Consider the following 14,310-nt stretch of genomic DNA (forward strand, 5'->3'; position numbering starts at 1 on the left):
TCAGCTCAACACCAGCTTGCAGATGATCCACCTGGCGTTCCTGGCGTTGCTGCTTAGAAGACTTTGAACAGGCTCTTAGAATGCAGTCGAAGACCTTGCCGCCTTGTTGCACGCTGCGCAGCACGGTCAAGCCGTTGTAGCGGTTGAAGACATAGCGCTGCATTTCGGCGAACGCGCTCTGGTCGGAGACCTTGGCCGTGGTGCCAAGCGTGGCGTAACTGATCTGCGCCTGCGCATCCAGAAAACGTTTGAAGTCGCGCGTGACGTGCGGAAATGCGCGCGATGCCTGCAGCGGGGTGCGCAGCGCGTCGCGCTGGGCAGGGGCGACGCTTGCGGTGGCGGGTGTGCGCAGCAAGGGTGGCATCAGTGTGTCGATGCTGCGATCGCTGGTTGCCGAGATCGATGGCGGTAGCAGTGTGGCGGCGCTGGCGGGAGCCAGTGCACAAACGCAGAGAGCAGCAACGGCGCTGCCGATCAACACCGGCCGAGTAGAACGGAAGGTCATGTGTTTTCCCCTTACGCCAGAACGAAACTGCCTGCGCGCGGCGCACCATGCAGTGCAGCGCCTTCAGTACGCAGTTGCGCCCCGAGGTTCGTTCGGTGGCGCATGCCTGCGTTGAAGGCGTGCGCATACTAACTGTCTAAAAAGAAAAATATATCGGCAAACACGCATTGCGTGACATCAGGCACACAGCAAGCGCAATGCGCTAGGCGGATGCCGTGTCGATGGTCATGCACACCCTTGCGTACGGCGCATTGCCAATGCGCAAAGGTGTGCGCGGTCGCCTGAATCTGAGCATGGTTGTTCTTAATCTTTCTGAAGTCTCACTGCAGCGCCGCCGCTTTCAGCCAATTGCAGTTGCAAGCTGTCGTTACGTGTGAGCTTGTGCGTGTCGATACGCACTTCTGTAGTGGCCCCGCCATCGGCGTAAATGGTGGCAGTCCACGTACCCTTGCGCATAAACGAAAACGGCACTGTCAGTGTGCGCGTCTGCTCGTTGGTCATCGCGCCCACATACCAGTCCTTGCCGCTGCGCCGCGCCAGCGCGATGCGCTCGCCGATCGCGCCATCCAGTGCGCGTGTCTCATTCCAGCTCCTGATCAGCACGCTACTTCAGCAAGTCGCACGCCCTGAGCCTGTGTGCCCGCACATTGACGGCGAGCCACTTGTGCAGGAGTCAGATCATGTCAATGAACCGCGTGGTGGAGAACGCAACGGCGGCAAGGCGGGCCGAGGCTCGGAAAACAAGCGTCCTTTCGTGATCGCCGTGGCGACCACGCAGCACGCTCGCCCACGGCAGGCAGTGATCGACCCAGTCTTCAGGCTCTCAAAGTAAGTGGCAGTGCCTGGTGTTAGGTTTTCCGTCGCGCTTTGCATGTCTAGCGTTTCACTCAGTTTTTAGCACTTTCACTGCATGGCGAATTAGGTCTTGTCGGCTCCTCAGCGATCATTGCCCGTGACTTTCAAGGCAGCTGAAACCCAGCCAGCCGCAACAATCGCGCCAGCGCGATCAGCGGCAAACCGACCAGTGCAGTGGGATCTTCCGAACGAATTGCACTGAACAAGGTAATTCCCAGGCCTTCGCACTTGAAGCTGCCGGCGCAATCAAGCGCTGGCTCGGCGGCCAGGTAGCGGTCGATCTCGGCGGGCGCCAGCGGACGTAGCTGTACCTCGGTCAGGTCCAGCGCATGCAAGCTGCGCTTGGGGCCGCCCAGACTCACCGCTGTGTGGAAGCGCACCACACGGCCGGACATTGCAGTCAGCTGCGCGCGCGCCCGATCCAGCGTTCCCGGCTTGCCCAGGGCCTGGCCGTCCAGATCGGCCACCTGATCCGAGCCGATCACCCAGGCATCCGGAAAGCGGGCCGCCACCGCTGCCGCTTTTTCGGCGCCAAGACGGCTGGCCAGGGCGCTGGGGATTTCCCCGGGCTGTGCCTGCTCCTCGACCTCCTGGCGGGAGGTGCTGAAGTCCAGTTGCAGGCGGCCAAGCAGCTCGCGCCGGTAGGCGGACGTTGAGGAAAGGATCAGGCGTGGCATCATGGGAAGGTAAACAAGACGGGCAGGGGAGTCTGCCAGCCCGCGCGCAGCTCGGCATGTGTGAATGGGCGCATTTGACATGGAACCTGCGGGTCTTTAACATTCTGCGGCTTATGTCCGCGAACGTACCCGAAATGCTGGATGCTTGGCGGATGGTCGCAGCGCGCAGGCGCTTCGACGGCCGCATCCCGCTCTCTGCGATGACCCGTCTGCAAGGGAGCCTTGTCGATACCGAGGGCGAATGTGTCTATTCGCTTGAATTCGACCAGGACGATCTGTTGAAGGTCGCTTACGTCGAACTCAGTATCGATGTCGAGCTTCCATTGGCATGCCAACGCAGCCTGCAACGTTTTCTGTATCCGGTGCAAATCAGACAGCGTCTTGGTTTGATGCGTCACGAGGCCGACGAAGCTGCATTGCCGGCCGAATACGAGGCGATGCTGGTGCCTGAAGATGGCATGCTGCGGGCGGTGGATCTGGTCGAGGACGAACTGGTGCTGTCGGTACCGGTGGTGCCGATGGCGCCGGGAAGCGAAGCCGTCGAGGCCGAGTGGGTTCCGACCCAGGAAGAGCAAGACAAGGCCAGTCCGTTTGCGGCGCTGGCACCGTTGAAGAAACAGTAACCGCCGCTGTTAAGGGCGGAAAGACAGGTCGATGCGGGCGTACAGCGTCCTGTTCGACACGACAGACAAGTTATCGAACTTAGGTTGGAGCAATCTCATGGCTGTGCAGAAATCCCGAGTCACCCCGTCGCGTCGCGGCCAGCGTCGTTCGCACGATGCCCTGAACGCCAAGCAGCTGTCGACCGATCCGACCAGTGGCGAGATCCATCTGCGCCACCACATCACCGCTGACGGTTATTACCGCGGCAAGAAGGTGATCACGACCAAGTCGTCGGCCTCCCAAGAAGATTGATCCGTGGCGCCCGCTGCACTGTGCGGCCGGGCGACCCTCGATTCTTCCGGAGCCGTCGGTCACCGCGGCTCTTGCACGAGGAAACAGCATGAGCAAGCGGATCTATTCCAGAATCGCGGGCACTGGTATCTATTTGCCCGAAAAGGTGTTGACCAACGACGATATGTGCAAGCTCGTCGACACCAGCGATGAATGGATCTTCTCGCGCACCGGTATTCGTGAACGTCACATTGTCGCAGACGACCAGACCACCAGCGACCTGGCGTATTTCGCCTCGCTGAAGGCGATGGAAGCGGCTGGCGTCACCGCCGACGACATCGATCTGATCGTGGTCGGCACCACCACTCCCGACCTGATCTTCCCCTCCACGGCTTGCCTGTTGCAGGCACGGCTGGGCAACGTGGGATGCGGTGCGTTCGACGTCAACGCAGCCTGCTCGGGCTTCGTCTACGCGCTCAGCGTGGCTGACAAGTTCATCCGAAGTGGCGACGCCAGGACCGTGTTGGTGGTCGGCGCAGAAACTCTCACCCGTATTGTCGACTGGACCGACCGCACCACCTGCGTGCTGTTCGGCGATGGTGCTGGCGCTGTGGTGCTCAAAGCCGACGAAGAAACCGGCATCCTCAGCACCCATCTGCATGCCGATGGCAGCAAGAAAGAGCTGCTGTGGGATCCGGTCGGCGTGTCGGTTGGTTTCGGCGAGGGCAAGAATGGCGGCGGCGTGTTGCTGATGAAGGGCAGCGAGGTCTTCAAGTACGCGGTCAAGGCACTGGACTCGGTGGTCGACGAGACGCTGGCGGCCAATGGCTTGGACAAGAGCGACCTGAATTGGCTGATTCCGCACCAGGCCAACATGCGCATCATCGAAGCCACCGCCAAGCGGCTGGAGCTGCCAATGGAGCAGGTTGTGGTCACCGTGGATCGCCACGGCAACACCTCCTCGGCCTCGGTGCCGCTGGCGCTAGACGAAGCGGTTCGCTCGGGTCGCGTGCAGCGTGGCCAATTGCTGTTGCTGGAAGCGTTCGGTGGTGGATTTACCTGGGGCTCGGCGCTGCTGCGCTACTGACGTTTGCCTGCCTCGCACTGGAGTACGTCCGCAGACGATTGCGTGCAAGGCCAGTGCGTGCAAGCCAGGGTCGAATCGTTGCTCGGTGCGCATGGTGCAGGGATGCGGCACCCTGTTATTTGCCGCAGCATCGCCATTTTTATGCCCTTCAGAGCGCGGTGATGTTGCCGGAGAGCGCGGTGATGTTGCCGGCGGTCGGATGATCGCCTGGTTCGTTTTCTGCGCCCGGCCTGCGCACTGATTCGCGACTCCATGCCGCCGGGCAGATAAGGTCACAGCATGCGCCACAAGGATGATTCAGCATTCTTCGCCTTGCTGACCGGAAGTTTCTTTCGTGTGGTCGGCCGCCCGCTCGTTGCCCACCCCGGTATTGGAGCGGATTGGCTCTATACGCAGGCGCCGTTTGCGCTGCTCGCGCACGACACGCGACCGGATCCGGTGTTCGGCTACGCCAATCGGGCCGCCCAGCGGGCTTTCGGTTACGGCTGGGAGGAGTTCATCGGCATGCCCTCGCGTCTGTCGGCGGAATTGCTCGATCGGCCAGAGCGTCAGCGACTGCTCGATGCGGTTGCCCGCAACGGTTTCGTGACGGGCTACGCAGGCATTCGTATCGCCAAGGATGGGGCGCGTTTCCCGATCGCCGACGGGGTGGTCTGGCAACTCATCGACGACGCTGGGGCGCTGCGCGGGCAGGCGGCGGCCTTCCCGCTGTCCGCTGATGGCACCTATGCCGTTTGATGCCCGGATCAGCAGCTCATCGATGCGCGTCAGTCGCACCGTGGCCGCGACTGACGCAGCCGTCAGGCCATTCGTGGCGACTGTCTCCGGAGTCCAGGCGCGGCCCGTCGCTGTGGCTGACATGCCGGCATGGCGAATGCTTCCATAGGGTGCGCTGGAAAGCCGGGCGTTGTCAGGCAGTCCTTGCATACGCGGCAGTACAGACGCCGTGGCGATTTCGCACGTATCATCCCGGCTCGATTTTTGTAGGCAGCAACGCGTGACCGAATCCACTCTCGCATTCGTGTTTCCCGGCCAGGGCTCGCAGTCCTTAGGCATGCTGGCCGAACTGTCCGAGCTGCATCCGCAGATTCGCGAAACCTTCGTCGAAGCCTCCGAAGGCGCTGGCGTCGACCTGTGGGCGCTGTCGCAGGGCGGCCCGGAAGAGATGCTCAACCGCACCGAATACACCCAGCCGGCCTTGCTGGCCGCAGGCGTGGCGGTGTGGCGGTTGTGGAACGCGCAGCGCGGGCAACGCCCCGCGGTGCTGGCTGGCCACAGCCTGGGTGAATACACCGCATTGGTCGCGGCCGGTGCCTTGTCGCTGCACGACGGTGCGCACCTGGTACGGCTGCGCGGCCAGTTCATGCAGGCCGCTGCCCCGGCTGGTGTCGGTGCGATGGCGGCGGTGCTGGGCGCCGAAGATGCGCTGGTGCTGGAGGTCTGCGCCGAAGCGGCGGGTAGTCAGGTGGTGGTGCCGGCCAACTTCAATTCGCCGGGTCAGATCGTCATCGGTGGCGATGCGGCCGCAGTGGATCGCGCGCTGGCCTTGCTGGCAGAGCGCGGCGCACGCAAGGCGGTCAAGCTGGCGGTGAGCGTGCCTTCGCACACCCCGTTGATGCGCGATGCGGCCAACCAGCTCAGCGAGGCGATGGCCGGCCTGAGCTGGCACACCCCGCAGATTCCGGTGGTGCAGAACGTGGATGCACGCGTGCACGACGGCAGCGAGGCGATGCGCAAGGCCCTGGCCGAGCAGCTGTATCTGCCGGTGCAGTGGACCGGCTGCGTGCAGGCGCTGGCCGCGCAGGGCGTCACCCGCATCGCCGAATGCGGCCCGGGCAAGGTGCTGAGCGGGCTGATCAAGCGCATCGACAAGAGCCTGGATGCGCGTCCTCTGGCCACGCCTGCCGATTACGCCGGCGCGCTTGAGGCGTGGACGCACTGATCCGACGGCATACGCCGGTGTCACGCCGGCCTCCTTGGACGTTCGCAATCACGGTCGCGACGTCCCCCTTACGAGGAAACGGATTCATGAGCAAACCACTGCAGGGTGAAATCGCCCTCGTCACCGGTGCCAGTCGCGGGATCGGCGCGGCCATTGCCGATACGCTGGCCGCCCAGGGCGCCACGGTTATCGGTACTGCCACCTCAGCCTCCGGCGCGAGCGCGATCGGAGAACGTCTGGCCGCCCAGGGCGGCCATGGCCGCGAACTCAACGTCACCGATGCTGCGGCGGTCGAAAGCTTGATCGATGCGACCGGCAAGGAATTCGGCGCGATCTCTATCCTGGTCAACAACGCCGGCATCACCCGCGACAATCTGTTGATGCGGATGAAGGAAGACGACTGGCAGGCGATCATCGACACCAATCTGACCAGCGTGTTCCGCACCTCCAAGGCGGTAATGCGCGGCATGATGAAGGCGCGCAAGGGCCGCATCGTCAACATCGCTTCGGTGGTGGGCGTGACCGGCAATCCTGGGCAGACCAACTATGCCGCGGCCAAGGCCGGGATCATTGCGTTCTCCAAGTCGCTGGCCAAGGAAATCGGCTCGCGCGGGGTCACCGTGAATGTGGTGGCGCCCGGCTTCATCGATACCGACATGACCAAGGCGCTGCCGGACGAGGCCAAGACCGCCTTGCTGCAGCAGATCGCACTTGGCCACCTGGGACAGCCGGAAGACATCGCCAACGCGGTGGCGTTTCTGGCCGGGCCGAGTGCCCGTTACATCACCGGTGAGACCCTGCACGTCAACGGCGGCATGTACATGCCGTGAGCGTGCGGCGCCGGGAGGCGCTAAGTGACTGATCGGCCTGGAGTTGTGATGCAATGCAACGCTCGGTCGCTTCCACTACACTATCCAACGCGGCCATCGCAGCGGCGATGGCGTTTTTTCGTACCACCACTACTCCATACTGGAGCGATATCCCAAATGAGCACCATCGAAGAACGCGTCAAGAAAATCGTCGTCGAACAACTCGGCGTCAAGGAAGAGGAAGTCACCACCAGCGCATCGTTCGTCGATGACCTGGGTGCCGACTCGCTGGACACCGTCGAGCTGGTGATGGCGCTGGAAGAAGAGTTCGAGTGCGAGATCCCGGACGAAGAGGCTGAGAAGATTACCTCGGTCCAGCAGGCGATCGACTACGTCAAGTCTCACGTCAAGAGCTGATGCGTTGTTCCTGACGGCGGCGGCGTGCGTCAAGCCGCTGCTGCGTCAGACATTCCATGGGGCCGCTGATGCGGCCCTGTGTTTTTCAGCGTCAATCGCAACCCGCAAGCACCGTGTGTTGCGTGGTGAGGAGATCTGCAATGAGTCGTCGTGTTGTCGTTACCGGCATGGGCATGGTGTCGCCGCTGGGCAATGACCTGGCCACCAGCTGGGATGGGATCATCCACGGGCGCTCAGGCATTGGCCCGATCACGCAGATCGATGCCTCGCAGTTCACGACCAAGATCGCGGGCGAGATCAAACATTTCGACCCCACGCTGTTTGTGTCCGCCAAGGACGTCAAGAAGATGGATTCGTTTATCCATTACGGTGTCGGCGCCGCGTTCATGGCGCTGGACGATTCCGGGCTGGAGATCGACGAAAGCAATGCCGAACGTGTTGGCGCCATTCTCGGCTCCGGCATCGGCGGGCTGCTCGGTATCGAAGAGCAGACCATCAAATTCCATGAGGGCGGCGCGCGCAAGATTTCGCCGTTCTATGTGCCCAGCACCATCATCAACATGCTGCCGGGCCAGGTGAGCCTGATCAAAGGCCTGAAGGGCCCGACGTTCTCGGCTGTCTCCGCCTGTGCAACCTCCAATCATTCGATTGGCACCGCGATGCGCATGATCCAGTACGGCGATGCCGATGTGATGCTGGCTGGCGGCGCCGAGCGTGGGTCCTCGCCGATTTCGGTGGGCGGTTTCTGCGCGATGAAGGCGATGTCCACCCGCAACGACGACCCGACCGCCGCCTCGCGTCCATGGGACAAGCAGCGCGACGGCTTTGTGCTCGGCGACGGCGCCGGCGTGCTGGTGCTGGAAGAGTACGAACACGCCAAGGCGCGTGGCGCGCGCATCTACGCGGAACTGGTCGGCTTCGGCGCCAGTTCCGATGCCTTTCACATGACTGCCCCCAGCAAAGACGGCGAGGGCGCGGCGCGCAGCATGGTTGCGGCCATGCGCGATGCCAAGCTAAATCCAGAGCAGCTCGGCTACCTCAACGCGCACGGCACCTCCACACCGCTGGGCGATCTGGCAGAAACGCTGGCGATGAAGCGCGCATTGGGTGACCACGCGTACAAGACCATGGTCAGCTCGACGAAGTCCATGACCGGCCATCTGCTCGGCGCGGCCGGCGGCGTGGAAGCGATCTTCTCGGTGATGGCGCTGCATACCGGCATCATTCCGCCGACCATCAATCTGGAAGAACCCAGCGAAGGCTGCGATCTGGATTACGTGCCGAACGTGGCGCGCGAAGTGCAGGTGGAGGCGGTGATGTCCAACGGCTTCGGCTTTGGCGGCACCAATGGCACGTTGGTGTTCAAACGCATCTGAAGGCCATGCGAGGTTGTTCCCGCAGAGAACGCCTCGCGGGAAACGCTGCCACGCCAGTTCCGGCCGCCTAGCAGATATGTGTGCGGCCGAGCTTCACTCCGCGATCTGATCCACATCATCATGCGTGCCCTGCGTCTGTCGCAGGGCGGCGCATTTCAGCACCTCACGCCAAGTCGGACCGATGACGCTCACCAGACCCCTGCACGCGGACATCGACTTGCTGGCGCTGCATCGGCTGGCGCCGCACCGCTATCCGGTCTTGCTCGAATCCACCGCCTCCGGTACCGAGCGCGGTCGCTGGGATGTGTTGCTGCTTGCAGAAGGCGCAAGCCTGCGGCTGGACGCAGATGGGCGCACGCGCGACGGCGATGGATGCGTGCTGGAAGGTGGCTTTCTGGCTGCGCTGGATGCAGTGTGGCAAGCCGAGCGCGTGCCGCACGATGCGACAAGCCCCTGGCCGTTTCGCGGCGGCTGGGCGGTGTTGCTGGATTACGAATTGGCTGCGCAGGTCGAACCGGTTTTGCAGCTGCCCACGCGCACCGATGGCTTGCCGAGCGCGCTGGCCTTGCGCGCGCCTGCCGCGGTACTGCGCGATCGGCTGGAAGGCTGCTGCATCGCACTGGCCGAGCCGGCGCGCGAAGATCTGCTGACACGCATCGCTGAGGACATCGCCGCCTGCGTCGCATTGCCGCCGTTGCCTGAGTGGGTTGGGCCAGTGGCTGTCCAAGAAGACGCGCCGGAGCGCTTCACCGATGCGGTGGAGCGTGCGCTCGATTATCTGCGCGCCGGCGATGTATTTCAGGCCAATATCTCGCGCGCTTGGCATGCGGCGTTCGCCGCTGTGGTTGATCCGGCTGCGCTGCATGTGCGCCTGCGTGCGGCCAATCCGGCGCCGTTTGCTGGCTTGTTTGTTGCGGCCGGGCGCGCGGTGGTGAGCTCTTCTCCCGAACGCCTGGTGTCGATGCATGGCGATGTGGTGCAGACGCGCCCGATTGCCGGCACCCGCGCGCGCTTTGCCGGCGACGACGATGCCGCGCGCATCCGCGAGCTGGTCGGCCATCCAAAGGAGCGCGCCGAGCACGTCATGCTGATCGACCTGGAGCGCAACGACCTGGGGCGTATCTGCGCGCCGGGCACGGTGGAAGTGGATGAGCTGATGGGCGTGGAAAGCTACGCGCATGTGCACCACATCGTCAGCAATGTGCGCGGCCGTCTGCGCGCCGAGGTCACGCCCGGCGAGGTGATCGCGGCAGTGTTTCCCGGTGGCACCATCACCGGTTGCCCGAAGGTGCGGTGCATGCAGATCATCGCCGAGCTCGAACGCACTGCGCGTGGCGCCTACACCGGCGCTTTCGGCTGGCTCAATCGCGACGGCGACATGGATCTGAACATTCTAATCCGCACCGCCGAGGTGGCTGGAACACAGGTGCATTTTCGCACCGGCGCCGGGATCGTGGTGGATTCGGATCCGCAGCGCGAGCTGGACGAAACCCGCGCCAAGGCGCGCGGCGTGCTGCGCGCATTCGACCAGACATGAGTGCTTCAACGGGACATCACCGGCGCGCGGTATCCTGCGCGGCGCTGTGGCAATGACGAGGTGCTTGTGGCGGTGACTGGCAAACGTGGATGTCTGGCTGTGCTGGGCACGGCACTGTTGTTCGCAGCGCTGTTGGCGATTGCGGCGCTGGTGGCCTGGCGGCACTACGTGCACTTCGCCGAGACGCCGGTGAGCGCGAGCGCGCCCAGCGTGGTGATTGCACCCGGTGATTCGCTCAAGGCCACGCTGCGCAATTTGCGCGATGCCGGGGTGGCGCAGGGCACCGATCTGGAATGGCAACTGCTCGCCCGCCAGGTCGATGCTGCCGGCAAACTCAAGGTGGGCGAATACGCGCTGGCGCCGGCCTTGTCGCCGCGCGCGCTGCTCGAGCGCATGCGGCAGGGCCGGGTGATCCAGTACCGCTTCACAATCGTGGAAGGCTGGAATTTCCGGCAGCTACGCGCTGCACTGGCGACCGCCACACCGCTGCAGCAATCCATCGGCGCGCTGGACGATGCGGCATTGATGGCGCGGCTGGGTTTCGCCAATCAGCACCCGGAAGGGCGCTTCCTGCCAGAAACCTATCTCTACCAGCGCGGCGACAGCGATCTGGACGTGCTCAAGCGCGCCCACGTGGCGATGGACAAAGCGCTGGCGCAGACCTGGGAGCAGCGCGCCCCCAATCTGCCGCTCAGCTCGCCGGAACAGGCGTTGATCCTGGCCTCAATCATCGAAAAAGAAACTGCGCTGGGCTCCGAGCGTCCGCTGATCGCCAGCGTGTTCCTGCGCCGCCTGCAACTGGGTATGAAATTGCAGACCGACCCCACTGTGATCTACGGCATCGGCAGCAGCTACGACGGCAATATCCGTCGCCGCGATCTGACAGCCGACACGCCGTACAACACCTACACCCGCACCGGCCTGACGCCGACGCCGATCGCCATGCCGGGCCGTGAGGCATTGCTTGCGGCGGTGCGGCCGGTACCTGGCCAGGCGCTGTACTTTGTTGCAGTCGGCGATGGCACCGGCGCGCACGCGTTCTCGGCCACCCTGGCCGAACACAACGCCGCAGTGGCGCGCTACCTTCAGCGTCGCCGCCTGCCGCTACCGGACTCCACCCCATGACCACTGCGTTTTCGCCCTGGCAGCAGCGCGCCTACGATCAAACGCTGGCGGCACTGGACGCCGGACGGCTTGGACACGGCTTGCTGATCTGCGGACCGGAAGGCCTGGGCAAGCGTGCGGTGGCATTGGCGCTGGCCGAACACGTGCTGGCCAGCTCGCCGGACCCGGCGCTGGCGCAGCGCACGCGTCAGCTGATCGCCGCCGGCACCCACCCGGATCTGCAGTTGATCTCGTTCATTCCCAACCGCACCGGCGACAAGCTGCGTACCGAGATTGTGATCGAGCAGGTGCGCGAGATTTCGCAAAAGCTCTCGCTGACCCCGCAGTACGGCATCGCGCAGGTAGTGATCGTCGACCCGGCCGATGCGATCAATCGCGCTGCCTGTAACGCCTTGCTCAAGACCTTGGAAGAACCCTCGCCGGGTCGCTACCTGTGGCTGATCAGCGCGCAGCCGGCGCGCTTGCCGGCGACCATCCGCAGCCGCTGCCAGCGTCTGGAATTCAAGCTGCCGCCCGCGCACGAGGCGCTGGCCTGGTTGTTGTCGCAAGGCGTCAGCGAGCGGCCCGCACAGGAAGCGCTGGACGCGTCACGCGGTCATCCCGGTCTCGCTGCGCAGTGGCTGCGCGAGGATGGCCTGGCGGTGCGGCGCGCGGTGGGGCAGGACCTGGAGCAGATCGCCGCCGGGCGCGCCAGCGCAGTGGATGTTGCGCAGCGCTGGACCAACGACGGCCAGGCTGACCAGCGTCTACGCCACGCCGCCGACCTGGCGCTGGCACAGGCATCTGACGGCTTGACCGATCAATCGCGGTTGCACAAGCTGGCGACCTGGTTCGACGCCGCCAATCGCGCACGCGATCTGCTGCGCACCACCGTCCGTGCCGATCTGGCGGTGACGGAATTGTTGCTGTCCTGGCGCGAGGGAGAGCGCCCGGCACGTTCTAGGGGAACTCGATGAGTGCAATGAATGCACGCCAGGGCATTTTGTCGCTGGCGCTAAAAGACAAACCGGCGCTCTACAGCGCCTACATGCCGTTCGTAAAAGGCGGCGGCATCTTCGTGCCCACGCCCAAGCGCTACATGCTCGGCGACGAAGTGTTCCTGCTGCTGACCCTGCCGGACTCCAGCGAACGCTTGCCGGTTGCCGGCAAGGTCATCTGGACCACGCCCGCCGGCGCGCAGGGCAACCGCGCTGCCGGCATCGGCGTGCAGTTCCCGGACGGCCCGGAAGGCGAGGCGGTGCGCAACAAGATCGAGACGCTGCTGGCGGGGTTGACGACCTCGGATAAGCCGACGCATACGATGTGAGGCGGTGCAGTGCGCGCGTGGTTGCAGTCGTGTCGTATTGGAAGTGGGTCATCGAGGTGCGTATCGGGCGTTTGAGCGGCGCGGCATTAATCGCTAGGACGTCGCTGCCAGGTAGTCGGAATGACGCGTCAAGCCACCAGAGCATGGCGTTCTCGACGACATGGCTGCCGCTCTGGATGAACCGGTTGACGTTCGCCACAGCTGCCCTATAATGTGCTGCTGGCGTCACCGGGCGGTTAGCTCAGCGGTAGAGCATTGCCTTCACACGGCAAGGGTCACAAGTTCGAACCTTGTACCGCCCACCATTGAAACCCAGCAGTTGCAAAGTTTCAGCGCGAGAAGAAAAGAGCCGGCCATGTGCAGGCTTTTTGCTGCTGTGCAAATGGTCTGCAAAGCCTTGGGTATGTGGCTCAGCTTAATTATCCGCGCGGACTTTGCAGATGCCACCCAATCTATGTGGCCGTCCAATGCGGCATCTGGCGGGTGTCGCCGTCAGTGCAGGCGGCGTGACTATGCGTAGTGGTAGCGGGCCTGGGCGATCAGCAGGATGCCGTTCTCGACCTTGTAGACGATCCGGTGTTCGTCATTGATGCGTCGTGACCAATAGCCCGCCAACGCGTGGCGCAACGGCTCGGGTTTGCCGATGCCTTGGAAAGGATCGCGTTGAATGGCCTTGATCAACTCGTTGATGCGCTTGAGCATCTTCTTGTCGGTCTGTTGCCAGTAGAGGTAGTCCTCCCAGGCATTGGCCGAGAACTGGAGAATCACTCAGTCAGTTCCCGTTCCTTACCGCGACCGGCCTCGAGCTGAGCAATGGATTCCAGCAGCCGTTGCGCGCTCTTCGGGTTGCGCAGCAAATAGGCGGTCTCCTCCATGGCTTTGTAGTCTTCAAGCGACACCATCACCACTGCGCGCTCACCGCTACGCGTGATGATCACAGGCTCGTGGTCGTTGACGACACGGTCCATGGTGTCGGCGAGAGAGGCGCGTGCGGCGCTGTAGGTGATTGTGTCCATGACTGTGATCCAGATATGTACATGAAATTGTACGTATGTGCCTGAAAGAGTCAACTGCCGAGTCTGCTGGCCTTTGGGTTTGTTCAGTCGACGACATGGAATTCTCCTCTGGTCGTGCCTGCTTCTTGCAGGCTCGCGAACCAATCGCCATCCTGCAACACCCCCGCGTTTAACGAAGAGTGGCGATGAAGACGCTGCTTAGAAGTGCTCTGGTTGCGATGTTGTTGCTATTGATTCGGCCAATACAAGTTTTAACTATGTCACACAGCATATTTTACCCGTGGATCCTGGAAGTCACTTCTGACACGTTCGGGTGAGCGTTTAATCTTTTGCATGTGCTCGGCTGCTGCGGCTTTGCGTTTGGCTTCGGGACGCACAGGAACCTTCGAGCCGATGGCGTGCTTGAGATCGGCGTTGAGGCGCTCTTGGGGATCGATCGCGCGAGGCACTGTTGGATAACGACAGCCCCGTCAGTTTGACGATCTGCATCACTCTATGGTCAAAGCGATGCAGTCGAACCCTTAGTTTGCGACGTTCGTGCAACCGGTCCAGCGTCTGATGCCTTGCGTTTTCTTTGTCCATTGCTGTCTGACAGGGCGGTCTCAAGACTCACGTGCGACACGTGATGTGAACGTTGCGAGTTCGTTTTCCATTGCCTCGCTGGGTCGTGTCCAGCCCAGGCTTTGAACCGCTCCGGGAATATGGGAGGCTGTTTGGTTTGAGTCACGCCGCTTCGGCGTAACCGGCCGGCCTGTTGTCGATAG

15 protein-coding genes, 1 tRNA gene and 5 pseudogenes are annotated in these 14,310 nt (G+C 63.1%); 14 read left to right on the forward strand and 7 right to left on the reverse strand.

The features are described from left to right. Together XpopCFBP1817_RS15250 and XpopCFBP1817_RS15260 are read right to left on the reverse strand one after the other, a co-directional pair. A pseudogene (locus XpopCFBP1817_RS15250) lies at positions 1-505 on the reverse strand (hypothetical protein); the annotation flags it as partial. A 303-nt stretch (positions 506-808) separates the two neighbouring features. After that, a pseudogene (locus tag XpopCFBP1817_RS15260) lies at positions 809-1,096 on the reverse strand (glycoside hydrolase family 97 C-terminal domain-containing protein); the annotation flags it as partial. A 106-nt stretch (positions 1,097-1,202) separates the two neighbouring features. On the opposite strand from XpopCFBP1817_RS15260, the pseudogene XpopCFBP1817_RS24060 reads away from it, so the two are divergent. Further along, positions 1,203-1,319, forward strand: a pseudogene (locus XpopCFBP1817_RS24060) (IS1595 family transposase); the annotation flags it as partial. 145 nt (positions 1,320-1,464) lie between these two features. Here the strand turns inward: XpopCFBP1817_RS24060 and XpopCFBP1817_RS15265 are convergent. Beyond that, complete coding sequence (locus tag XpopCFBP1817_RS15265; RefSeq protein WP_128417751.1) at positions 1,465-2,040, reverse strand: Maf family protein; 576 nt, start codon at positions 2,038-2,040, stop codon at positions 1,465-1,467. Between the two features lie 110 nt (positions 2,041-2,150). On the opposite strand from XpopCFBP1817_RS15265, the gene XpopCFBP1817_RS15270 reads away from it, so the two are divergent. From XpopCFBP1817_RS15270 to XpopCFBP1817_RS15330, 13 genes are all read left to right on the forward strand, one after another. Beyond that, positions 2,151-2,660: a YceD family protein gene (locus tag XpopCFBP1817_RS15270; protein WP_128417763.1), complete on the forward strand. Its 510-nt coding sequence runs from the start codon at positions 2,151-2,153 to the stop codon at positions 2,658-2,660. A gap of 97 nt (positions 2,661-2,757) precedes the next feature. Beyond that, the gene (gene rpmF, locus XpopCFBP1817_RS15275; protein WP_128417752.1) at positions 2,758-2,952 is read left to right on the forward strand and encodes a 50S ribosomal protein L32; all 195 of its coding nucleotides are present in this window, start codon (positions 2,758-2,760) and stop codon (positions 2,950-2,952) included. An 88-nt stretch (positions 2,953-3,040) separates the two neighbouring features. Further along, positions 3,041-4,018, forward strand: coding sequence for a beta-ketoacyl-ACP synthase III (locus tag XpopCFBP1817_RS15280; protein ID WP_128417753.1), 978 nt, complete (start codon positions 3,041-3,043; stop codon positions 4,016-4,018). A 279-nt stretch (positions 4,019-4,297) separates the two neighbouring features. After that, positions 4,298-4,756 (forward strand): MEKHLA domain-containing protein, encoded by a 459-nt coding sequence (locus XpopCFBP1817_RS15285; RefSeq protein WP_128417754.1) that lies wholly within the window; start codon positions 4,298-4,300, stop codon positions 4,754-4,756. Positions 4,757-5,015: 259 nt separating this feature from the next. Continuing rightward, a complete protein-coding gene (fabD, locus tag XpopCFBP1817_RS15290) occupies positions 5,016-5,960 on the forward strand; it encodes an ACP S-malonyltransferase (protein ID WP_128417755.1) in 945 nt (314 codons plus the stop codon). An 86-nt stretch (positions 5,961-6,046) separates the two neighbouring features. Then, on the forward strand, positions 6,047-6,790 hold the full coding sequence (gene fabG / locus XpopCFBP1817_RS15295; RefSeq protein ID WP_128417756.1) for a 3-oxoacyl-ACP reductase FabG: 744 nt from the start codon (positions 6,047-6,049) through the stop codon (positions 6,788-6,790). Between the two features lie 156 nt (positions 6,791-6,946). Then, positions 6,947-7,186: an acyl carrier protein gene (acpP, locus tag XpopCFBP1817_RS15300; protein WP_010368407.1), complete on the forward strand. Its 240-nt coding sequence runs from the start codon at positions 6,947-6,949 to the stop codon at positions 7,184-7,186. 140 nt (positions 7,187-7,326) lie between these two features. Next, a complete protein-coding gene (gene fabF, locus XpopCFBP1817_RS15305) occupies positions 7,327-8,562 on the forward strand; it encodes a beta-ketoacyl-ACP synthase II (RefSeq protein WP_128417757.1) in 1,236 nt (411 codons plus the stop codon). A gap of 181 nt (positions 8,563-8,743) precedes the next feature. Beyond that, positions 8,744-10,099, forward strand: coding sequence for an aminodeoxychorismate synthase component I (locus tag XpopCFBP1817_RS15310; protein WP_128417758.1), 1,356 nt, complete (start codon positions 8,744-8,746; stop codon positions 10,097-10,099). Between the two features lie 60 nt (positions 10,100-10,159). Continuing rightward, on the forward strand, positions 10,160-11,224 hold the full coding sequence (mltG, locus tag XpopCFBP1817_RS15315; protein WP_128417759.1) for an endolytic transglycosylase MltG: 1,065 nt from the start codon (positions 10,160-10,162) through the stop codon (positions 11,222-11,224). Next, on the forward strand, positions 11,221-12,180 hold the full coding sequence (locus XpopCFBP1817_RS15320) for a DNA polymerase III subunit delta' (protein ID WP_128417760.1): 960 nt from the start codon (positions 11,221-11,223) through the stop codon (positions 12,178-12,180). Before mltG ends, XpopCFBP1817_RS15320 begins: the two co-directional genes overlap by 4 nt. Then, a complete protein-coding gene (locus XpopCFBP1817_RS15325; RefSeq protein WP_003483889.1) occupies positions 12,177-12,530 on the forward strand; it encodes a PilZ domain-containing protein in 354 nt (117 codons plus the stop codon). Before XpopCFBP1817_RS15320 ends, XpopCFBP1817_RS15325 begins: the two co-directional genes overlap by 4 nt. A 230-nt stretch (positions 12,531-12,760) precedes the next feature. Beyond that, a tRNA-Val gene (locus XpopCFBP1817_RS15330) sits at positions 12,761-12,835 on the forward strand. 205 nt (positions 12,836-13,040) lie between these two features. On the opposite strand, the gene XpopCFBP1817_RS15335 is transcribed toward XpopCFBP1817_RS15330, so the two are convergent. From XpopCFBP1817_RS15335 to XpopCFBP1817_RS24065, 4 genes and pseudogenes are all read right to left on the reverse strand, one after another. Next, positions 13,041-13,298, reverse strand: a complete 258-nt coding sequence (locus XpopCFBP1817_RS15335; protein WP_128417761.1) for a Txe/YoeB family addiction module toxin — start codon at positions 13,296-13,298, stop codon at positions 13,041-13,043. Further along, complete coding sequence (locus XpopCFBP1817_RS15340) at positions 13,295-13,546, reverse strand: type II toxin-antitoxin system Phd/YefM family antitoxin (RefSeq protein WP_128417762.1); 252 nt, start codon at positions 13,544-13,546, stop codon at positions 13,295-13,297. Before XpopCFBP1817_RS15340 ends, XpopCFBP1817_RS15335 begins: the two co-directional genes overlap by 4 nt. A gap of 260 nt (positions 13,547-13,806) precedes the next feature. Continuing rightward, positions 13,807-13,977: pseudogene (locus tag XpopCFBP1817_RS23170) on the reverse strand (IS630 family transposase); the annotation flags it as partial. Then, positions 13,978-14,128, reverse strand: a pseudogene (locus XpopCFBP1817_RS24065) (IS630 family transposase); the annotation flags it as partial. Between the last annotated feature and the right edge of the window lie 182 nt (positions 14,129-14,310).

Source organism: Xanthomonas populi, from assembly GCF_002940065.1.
Taxonomy (GTDB): domain Bacteria; phylum Pseudomonadota; class Gammaproteobacteria; order Xanthomonadales; family Xanthomonadaceae; genus Xanthomonas; species Xanthomonas populi.